At 66.2% G+C, this 7,774-nt stretch carries 11 protein-coding genes; 4 read left to right on the plus strand and 7 right to left on the minus strand.

All coding sequences use genetic code 11. From position 1 onward, the window contains the following. Positions 1-476: 476 nt before the first annotated feature. Both ACE3P6_RS16050 and ACE3P6_RS16055 read left to right on the plus strand, forming a co-directional pair. Complete coding sequence (locus ACE3P6_RS16050; RefSeq protein WP_374396984.1) at positions 477-1,739, plus strand: site-specific DNA-methyltransferase; 1,263 nt, start codon at positions 477-479, stop codon at positions 1,737-1,739. Next, a complete protein-coding gene (locus ACE3P6_RS16055; RefSeq protein ID WP_374396986.1) occupies positions 1,736-3,082 on the plus strand; it encodes a site-specific DNA-methyltransferase in 1,347 nt (448 codons plus the stop codon). Before ACE3P6_RS16050 ends, ACE3P6_RS16055 begins: the two co-directional genes overlap by 4 nt. Positions 3,083-3,134: 52 nt before the next feature. Here the strand turns inward: ACE3P6_RS16055 and ACE3P6_RS16060 are convergent, their stop codons facing one another. The 7 genes from ACE3P6_RS16060 to ACE3P6_RS16090 all read right to left on the minus strand — a co-directional run bounded on the left by ACE3P6_RS16060 (position 3,135) and on the right by ACE3P6_RS16090 (position 5,320). Then, positions 3,135-3,689 carry a DUF3489 domain-containing protein gene (locus ACE3P6_RS16060; RefSeq protein WP_374396988.1) on the minus strand — a complete coding sequence of 185 codons (555 nt, stop codon included), beginning with the start codon at positions 3,687-3,689 and terminating at the stop codon, positions 3,135-3,137. A gap of 9 nt (positions 3,690-3,698) precedes the next feature. Beyond that, entirely contained in the window at positions 3,699-3,923 is a 225-nt protein-coding gene (locus tag ACE3P6_RS16065) for a hypothetical protein (RefSeq protein WP_374396990.1), read from the minus strand. Then, complete coding sequence (locus tag ACE3P6_RS16070) at positions 3,913-4,149, minus strand: hypothetical protein (RefSeq protein WP_374396993.1); 237 nt, start codon at positions 4,147-4,149, stop codon at positions 3,913-3,915. The genes ACE3P6_RS16065 and ACE3P6_RS16070 overlap by 11 nt, the downstream gene beginning before the upstream one ends. Before the next feature lie 90 nt (positions 4,150-4,239). Then, a complete protein-coding gene (locus tag ACE3P6_RS16075; protein ID WP_374396995.1) occupies positions 4,240-4,470 on the minus strand; it encodes a hypothetical protein in 231 nt (76 codons plus the stop codon). 103 nt (positions 4,471-4,573) lie between these two features. Then, positions 4,574-4,870: a hypothetical protein gene (locus tag ACE3P6_RS16080; RefSeq protein WP_374396997.1), complete on the minus strand. Its 297-nt coding sequence runs from the start codon at positions 4,868-4,870 to the stop codon at positions 4,574-4,576. A gap of 10 nt (positions 4,871-4,880) precedes the next feature. After that, a complete protein-coding gene (locus ACE3P6_RS16085) occupies positions 4,881-5,102 on the minus strand; it encodes a hypothetical protein (protein WP_374397000.1) in 222 nt (73 codons plus the stop codon). Between the two features lie 14 nt (positions 5,103-5,116). After that, positions 5,117-5,320: a hypothetical protein gene (locus tag ACE3P6_RS16090; RefSeq protein ID WP_374397001.1), complete on the minus strand. Its 204-nt coding sequence runs from the start codon at positions 5,318-5,320 to the stop codon at positions 5,117-5,119. Between the two features lie 116 nt (positions 5,321-5,436). Here ACE3P6_RS16090 and ACE3P6_RS16095 point away from each other — a divergent pair, with 116 nt between their 5' ends. Next, the gene (locus ACE3P6_RS16095) at positions 5,437-5,991 is read left to right on the plus strand and encodes a hypothetical protein (protein ID WP_374397004.1); all 555 of its coding nucleotides are present in this window, start codon (positions 5,437-5,439) and stop codon (positions 5,989-5,991) included. Further along, positions 5,939-7,774, plus strand: a 1,836-nt coding sequence (locus ACE3P6_RS16100; protein ID WP_374397006.1) for a phage terminase large subunit family protein, incomplete at its 3' end; no start/stop codon positions are given. The genes ACE3P6_RS16095 and ACE3P6_RS16100, both read left to right, overlap by 53 nt.

A 7,774-nucleotide genomic window follows, 5' to 3' on the forward strand; every position in this document is an offset into this window, starting at 1 on the left:
ACTCCCGACCAAGGCAGTGCGGGGCGATGATCGCCCATTGAGTGTCGGTCAAAGTCATCCGGATCAAGGCTACCTCCCATTTGGTAACCTTGAATCACTCAGCCGCCAATTTGGGAATCCTCAAACGTCAACAGACCCTAGCAGATTTGGGCATGGCGGTCGCCTTGGAATCCAGGGAAGTGGCCAACGGCTTCCAGACAGCAGAAGCGGAAGGAAAGCTCGACCTATGCCGATCCCGGCCCGGGTGGATGCTTTCGGCCAGGATATCAGGGTTCTACAACTGATTGAATCCGCGTGCATTTTCCGTTTGACAAAGCTGCCCCTCTTGACCTACCCCTTGATCATCGAAGAATTGCGCCCGGAGGATACCCTCGCGGGCGCTTCTCATTTCCAACATCGCGGATCCCGATCCTGACACAGCCCGTTTCGGCAGTGCGCATCGGCATGTCCGCCCTGCCCCAGAAGAGACCCGCCCCATGAACCTGGTGTTCACACCGAGCCAGATCGAGACCTGGCCTCTCGACCGGCTGCGCCCCTACGCCCGAAATGCCAAGATCCACGGCACCGATCAGGTGGCCAAGATCGCCGCCAGCATGGCGAAGTTCGGTTGGACCGTGCCCTGCATGGTGGCCGACGATGGCGAGCTGATCGCGGGGCATGGCCGGGTTTTGGCGGCCGCGATGCTTGGGCTGAAGGACGTGCCGGTGATCCGGCTCGGCCACCTCGATGAAGCGGAACGCCGGGCCTACCGGATCGCCGACAACAAGCTGACCGAGCTGGGCGAGTGGGACGAGGGGATGCTGCGCGACGAAATCGCCGGGCTGCTGGCCGAGGATTTCGACCTGTCGCTGCTGGGCATCACCGACGAAGATCTGGATGCCCTGTTGCGCGACCCGGAGGCGCTGGGCGACGAGGGTCCGGTCGAGGGCGAGGATGACATTCCCGAGCCGCCGGTCATGCCGGTGTCGGTCGCGGGCGACCTGTGGCAGCTCGGATCGCACCGGCTGATCTGCGGCGACAGCACATCCACCGATGTGGTTGGGCGGCTGCTGGGCGACGTGCGGCCGCTGCTGATGGTGACCGATCCGCCCTATGGTGTGGAATACGACCCGTCCTGGCGCAACCAGGCGGGGGCGGCCAGGACCAAGCGCACCGGCAAGGTGCTGAACGACGACCGCGCCGACTGGCGCGAAGCCTGGGCGCTGTTTCCCGGCGACGTGGCCTATGTCTGGCATGGCGCGCTTCATGCCGCGACCGTGGCGGAGAGCCTTGTGGCGGCGGGCTTTGCCGTCCGGTCGCAGATCATCTGGGCCAAGGACCGGCTGGTTCTCAGCCGCGGCGACTATCACTGGCAGCATGAACCCTGCTGGTATGCCGTGCGGAAGACCGGCAAGGGTCACTGGGCTGGAGACCGCAAGCAGACAACGCTGTGGCAGATCGCCAACAAGGATCAGGACGCCGCCACTGTGCACGGCACGCAAAAGCCGGTCGAATGCATGCGCCGCCCGATCCTGAACAACTCGAGCCCCGGCCAGGCAGTGTTCGAACCCTTCATGGGCTCCGGCACCACGCTGATCGCTGCAGAAACCACCGGCCGGGTATGCTTCGGCATCGAGTTGAACCCGGCCTATGTCGATGTCGCCATCGAACGCTGGCAGGCGTTCACCGGCGCCAATGCCGTGCTGGCAGAAACGGGCGAGACCTTTGCCGACCTGAAGGCCAAGAGGCTGGCGGCATGAACGCGCCCTTGCTGCCGGGCCGGATCGAGCACTGGCCCCTCGCCAGGCTGAAACCCTACGCCCGCAACGCCAAGACCCACGATGCCGATCAGGTCGCCAAGATCGCCGCCAGCATGGCCGAGTTCGGCTGGACCGTGCCGGTGCTGGTTGCCGCCGATGGCGAGTTGATCGCTGGCCATGGGCGCATCCTGGCCGCCGCCCATCTCGGACTGACCGAGGCCCCGGTCATCGTGCTCGGCCATCTGACCGAAGCGCAACGCCGGGCCTATCGCATCGCCGACAACAAACTGACCGAGTTGGGCGGCTGGGACGAGGCCCTGCTGTTGCAGGAATTGCAGGCGCTACTGGCCGAGGATTTCGACCTCGGGCTGATCGGGATCCCCGAGGATGAACTGGACGCCCTGCTGCACGTGGGCGACGACGACAGGACGGTGATCGACGACGACCAGGCGGACGCCATCCCTGAGGCTCCGGTGGAACCGATCACCAGGCCGGGCGACATCTGGGCGCTGGGCCAGCACCGCCTCTGCTGCGGTGACGCCACCGATCCGGCGGCTGTCGCCAGGCTGATGCAGGGCGAACAGGCAACGCTGATGTTCACTTCTCCGCCCTACGTCCAGCAGCGCGACTACGGCGCGGCGAAGGAAAAGGTCGGCGATTGGGATGCGCTGGTGCAGGGCGTGTTCGCCGCAGCGCCGGTCACGGCCGAGGCGCAGCTGCTGGTCAACCTTGGCCTCGTGCATCGCGACAGCGAATGGCAGCCCTATTGGGAGGGATGGGTGGAATGGATGCGCGCCTCTGGCTGGCGACGCTTTGGCTGGTATGTCTGGGATCAGGGCCCGGGCTTGCCGGGAGACTGGAACGGCCGCCTGGCCCCTTCGCACGAGTTCATCTTCCACTTCAACCGCGCGCCCCGCAAGCCTCACAAGACCGTCCCGTCCAAGCATGCGGGCGAGGTCTTGGGCGGCGGCGGGCTGCGCGGGGCCGACGGCAGCGTCCAGGCCAAAACTGGCGCGGGCAATGCGATCCAGAGCCACCGCATCCCGGACTCTGTCTTCCGCATCATGCGCCACAAGGGTGGGCTCGGTGCGGCAGGCTCGCACCCCGCCGTGTTTCCGGTGGCGCTGGTCGAGGCGGTGCTGACGGCGTTTTCGGATCCGGGCGATCTGATCTACGAGCCGTTCTGCGGTTCCGGCACCCAGATCGTGGCCGCCGAACGCGCTGGGCGGCGCTGCTTCGCGATGGAACTGGACCCGGTGTATTGTGATGTCGCCGTGCGTCGGTGGGAGATGGCGACTGGCAAGACTGCGCAAAGATTCTCAGCGGCTGAAGCCATAGCATGAAGACCGCCGCCCGGGTTGGGCGGCGGTCATATTGCAGCGGAGAGGTCGCGGCTTATACCGCAGGCAATCGATACACCCTTCCCCGCGCGTCGTCCTTCTCAGAGCTGATCTCGAGGCCCAGCTTCTTCTTCAGCGCCCCGGACAGGGCACCCCGAATTGTGTGGCTGAGCCAGCCCGTCGCGGCCATGATTTCCTCGATGGTCGCGCCTTCGGGCGCGCGCAGCATGGAGATCAGCGTGGCTTGTTTGGTCCCGGCGCGCAGTTTCGGCTGAGCGGCAGCCGAGCCTTTCGGCGCAGGCGTCTTGGCGGCATGGTCGCGAATGGCGACCACGGTCTTGACCACCACCGACTCGATCCCGATGGCCAAGAGCCCCGCGTCTGTGACCACCAGTGTGGTGCCATGCCCGTCGCCGGTTTCGCGCCAGAGCGGTTCGCCACGCCGCAGGTTGGCGTCGACCTCCTGCAGCCAGCCATGTTCGACCATTTTCGTCACGGCCATCTTGGCGGCGGCGCCGACCAGCCCCTTGGGCAGCGGGAGGGCGATGTTTTCGGGGCGCTGGGCCGCCGCGCTGAGGATGAGGGTCTGGGTTTCGGTGAGTTTGGTCATGACGTTCCCCTACTGGTCGTGGGTGGCAAGGAAGGCGGCGATGCGCGACATCAGGTCGTTGTGGCCAGTCTCATCGGCCCCGATGATCACGTCGCCATCATCATCGCGCTCCAGATCGGCGATCTCGCGCAGCAGCGCGATGGCGATGTCACAGGCGGCGAGGCGTTCGGCCTCCCATGCGGCGGTAATGGCGTCCTGTTCGATCTGGTGGCGCTGGGCGGGATCAAGCGTCATCGCCCGCCTCCCATTTCGCGAATTCCTCGCCCATCCCCATGCTCTCGGCGATCTTGCGCAGGATGCCGGGCGAGCCCGTCTCCAGATCGGCGGCAAGCAGGGCCTCGGCCAAGAAGATGTCGCGCGGCAGATGGTTCAGAACGTCGTAGTGCAGGCGCATCGAGGCCTCCACCCCGGCGGGGTTCAAGCTGGGCGCCAGTTCGCGCAAGAGCTTCTGGTAAGACATGGTCACTCCTTGTGGTCGGGCGTGCGGGATGCGCCCCCTTCTACGAGGCCAAGCCCCGCCATCGCGGGGCCCGGTCGGGGGCGGGAAGCGTCAGGCGGCGTGTTCGCCTTCCTTGAAGGCGGCGTCGGTGATCTGGCGCAGGAGGCTGGCGTAACGCTGCAGATCGCCGACATGCCCCCAGTGGATTTCGTCGGGCTGGGCGAGGAAATGGTCGTCGCTCAGGGCCTGCAGACGCGCCAGTTGGGCGTCGATTTCGGCCTTGGCGGAGATGAAGGCATTCAGCACTTTGTCATTGGTGGCGGCGGCGCGGCGGGTGGTCATGGCGGCATCGTCCTTCGGTGAGTTGCATCGTTCTGGTGAAATCAGCATCGCTCCGGTGGGGCGCTGAGTGTAGGCAAATCCAAGCAATATCAGTGCTTTCTGATTACACTCCGCCCGTATCCGCCCGCGGCACAACCGTCACCCACTGGCCGCCGATCCACATGTAGAGATGGGCAAACTCCCGCGTCGGGCGGGGCAGGATGCGCGGATCGCGGGGAGGGCTGAAGCAGTCCAGCGCCTCGGCCGTGACCTGCCGGATTTCGCGGGCGGCGATTATGTCCTCGGGCTTCCAGCGCGCCAGCGCAGGCAGCATGTGGGCGGGATAGCCGTCGTAATGGACGTAAACATGCGCCCATTCCTCGGGGCCGATCTGGATGGCGATCTGCGCGCGGGTGCTCATGGTGCTGCCCTCAGATCAGCTGCAGATCGACGAGCACGGCGATGGCGGCGGCCAGTTGCGCGGTCGGCAGGTCGATCTTGATGTGCGAGAACAGGTCCGAGCAGTCGGTCTTGATCCCGCCCTCGCGCAGCGCGGTCTCGATGGCCTCGATCATCACGCTGGGGCGGCTGCGGTCGAGATGGTCGGGCAGCCTGTCGATGTCGATGCGGATGGTGGTGGTGGCCATGGTCATGTCCCTGCCCTCCTTCAGCGCTTGGCGGCTGCGGCGGCGCCGGCTGCATAGGCCGCTTCCAGAGCGGAGCGGATCGCCCAGACCGCCACATCGTGGAAGTCGAGGCTGTCGCTGTTGCGGGTCTCCAGCGTCTCGATGAAGAAGTGCTTCATGGCGATCTCGGCCAGGAGGGCATCGCTGGGGGCGGTGTTCGGGCTGGCGTTGCGGCGGGGGGTCATGGGCTTCATCCTTGGGTGAGTTGCATCATCTTACTGCACCCAGAATCGCTCCTGTCGGGAGTGTAATCAACTGAATAACAAGCAATTTCATTGCTTTAGATGTGACGGATGGCAGCATGGACGGCATGTCAGAGCGGGAGTATTCCGCCCATTCCGGCCTGTCGCGCGGGGCGATCCAGAAGGCGCGCAAGACCGGGCGGCTGGTGGTTTTTGGCGATGGCTCGATCAACGCCGCGGCCTCGGATGTGCGGCGGGGCGAGATGACCGATCCCGACCAACAACGCCGGTCGACCGGCGGGGAGACGGGGTTGTCTGGCCCGGCCGACAGCTCGTCCTACCTGAAGGCCCGCACGGCGCTGACCGTCTATCAGGCGCAGGAACGCCAGCTGGCGATCCAGAAGAAGAAGGGCGCGCTGGTCGACCGGGCGCGGGCCGAAGCGCTGGTATTCCGCCTCGCGCGGCAGGAACGCGATGTCTGGGTCACATGGCCTGCCCGGGTCGCGGCATTGATGGCGGCCGAGGTGGCGGCGGAGGTGGAAAAGCAATCCGGGCGACCGGAGCAACCGGGGCGACCGGTGATCATCGAGGCCGCGATCCTGCAGAGGGTGCTGGAAACCCATGTCAGAGCGCAACTCGACGCCCTCGCCGATCTCCGGGTCAGCCTCGCGTGACGGGGAGACGGACCACGACCTGAGCACCGGCGACCTGACAGAGGGCCTCGACCTCGATTTCGACGGGGCCGAGGACATCCTGCGCTCCTGGCGCAAGGGCATGCGCCCCGATCCGGACCTGACGGTATCGGAATGGGCGGATGCGCATCGCTGGCTGTCGTCGCGTGGTGCGGCCGAGCCGGGGCGGTACCGCACGGCCCGCGCGCCCTATCTGCGCGAGATCATGGATGCGCTGTCGCCGCGCCACCCCGCGCAGCGCATTTCGTTCATGAAGGCCGCGCAGGTCGGCGCCACCGAGGCGGGCAACAACTGGATCGGCTTTGTCATCCACCATGCGCCGGGGCCGATGCTGGCGGTGCTGCCGACGGTCGAGATGGCCAAGCGCACCTCGCGCGGGCGTCTCGATCCGCTTATTTCGGAAAGCCCGGCGCTGCGGGCGCTGGTCAATCCGGCCCGCTCGCGCGATGCGGGCAATTCGATGCTGTCGAAGGAATTCCCCGGCGGCATCCTGGTCTTGACCGGGGCGAACTCGCCGACCGGCCTGCGGTCGATGCCCGCGCGCTACATCTTTCTCGACGAGGTCGACGCCTATCCGGCCTCGGCGGACGAGGAAGGCGATCCGGTCACACTGGCCGAGGCGCGGACCACCACCTTCTCGCACCGGCGCAAGGTGTTCCTGGTCTCGACGCCGACGATCCGGGGCCTCAGCCGGATCGAGCGCGAGTTCGAGGCCTCGGACCAGCGCCGCTATTTCGTGCCCTGCCCGCATTGTGGCGCGATGCAATGGTTGCAGTTCGACCGCCTGCGCTGGGCGAAGGGACGACCGGAGACTGCGGCCTATCACTGCGAGGACTGCGATAAGCCCATCGCCGAGCATCACAAGACGCAGATGCTGGAGCGGGGCGAATGGCGGGCGACGGCCGTTTCCGCCGATCCGCATGCCATCGGCTTCCACCTCTCGGCGCTCTATTCGCCGCTGGGCTGGAAAAGCTGGGGCCAGATCGCGCGGGAGTGGTTGGCAGCGCAAGGCTCCGAAGAAATGCTGCGCGCCGCGCGCAATACGCTCCTGGGCGAGACATGGGTGGAAAGTGGCGATGCGCCGGAATGGCAAAGGCTGGCCGAACGGCGCGAAGCCTATGGCGAGGTGCAGATCCCTGTCGGCGGGTTGTTCCTGACGGCGGGCGCCGATGTGCAGAAGGACCGGATCGAGGTCGATGTCTGGGCCTGGGGTCGCGGTCTGGAAAGCTGGCTGGTCGATCACATCGTCATTGCCGGTGGCCCGGACGATCCGGCCTGCTGGGACAAGCTGACCGCCTTGCTTGGCCGCACATGGGCCTGCGCCAATGGCGCGGCGATGCTGATCGGCAGGCTGGCCATCGACACCGGCTATGAGGCCCCGGCAGTTTACGCATGGGCGCGCAAGCAGGGCTTCGACCAGGTGGCCCCGATCAAGGGCCTCGAAGGCTTCAACCGTGCAACACCGGTTTCGGGCCCGACCTTTGTCGATGCGACCATCGGCGGCAAGCGTCTGCGCCGGGGCGCGCGGCTGTGGTCGGTGGCGACGGCGACGTTCAAGACTGAAACCTACCGCTTCCTGCGGCTGGAACGCCCTTCGGACGAGGACCGTGCACTGGGCGCCTTGGACGCCCCCGGTACAGTCCACCTGCCTGACTGGATCGACACCGAATGGCTGAAGCAGCTGGTGGCCGAACAGCTGGTTACCGTGCGCAACAAGCGCGGCTATGCCCACCAGGAATGGCAGAAGATGCGCGAACGCAACGAG

This window comes from Tabrizicola sp., from assembly GCF_041911175.1.
Lineage (GTDB): Bacteria > Pseudomonadota > Alphaproteobacteria > Rhodobacterales > Rhodobacteraceae > Tabrizicola.

Excerpts from the sequence above, each read along its gene's own strand:
- ACE3P6_RS16050 (WP_374396984.1), top strand. The coding sequence starts at position 477 with ATGAACCTGGTGTTCACACCGAGCCAGATCGAGACCTGGCCTCTCGAC.
- ACE3P6_RS16055 (WP_374396986.1), top strand. The coding sequence starts at position 1,736 with ATGAACGCGCCCTTGCTGCCGGGCCGGATCGAGCACTGGCCCCTCGCC.
- ACE3P6_RS16060 (WP_374396988.1), bottom strand. The coding sequence starts at position 3,689 with ATGACCAAACTCACCGAAACCCAGACCCTCATCCTCAGCGCGGCGGCC.
- ACE3P6_RS16065 (WP_374396990.1), bottom strand. The coding sequence starts at position 3,923 with ATGACGCTTGATCCCGCCCAGCGCCACCAGATCGAACAGGACGCCATT.
- ACE3P6_RS16070 (WP_374396993.1), bottom strand. The coding sequence starts at position 4,149 with ATGTCTTACCAGAAGCTCTTGCGCGAACTGGCGCCCAGCTTGAACCCC.
- ACE3P6_RS16075 (WP_374396995.1), bottom strand. The coding sequence starts at position 4,470 with ATGACCACCCGCCGCGCCGCCGCCACCAATGACAAAGTGCTGAATGCC.
- ACE3P6_RS16080 (WP_374396997.1), bottom strand. The coding sequence starts at position 4,870 with ATGAGCACCCGCGCGCAGATCGCCATCCAGATCGGCCCCGAGGAATGG.
- ACE3P6_RS16085 (WP_374397000.1), bottom strand. The coding sequence starts at position 5,102 with ATGACCATGGCCACCACCACCATCCGCATCGACATCGACAGGCTGCCC.
- ACE3P6_RS16090 (WP_374397001.1), bottom strand. The coding sequence starts at position 5,320 with ATGACCCCCCGCCGCAACGCCAGCCCGAACACCGCCCCCAGCGATGCC.
- ACE3P6_RS16095 (WP_374397004.1), top strand. The coding sequence starts at position 5,437 with ATGGACGGCATGTCAGAGCGGGAGTATTCCGCCCATTCCGGCCTGTCG.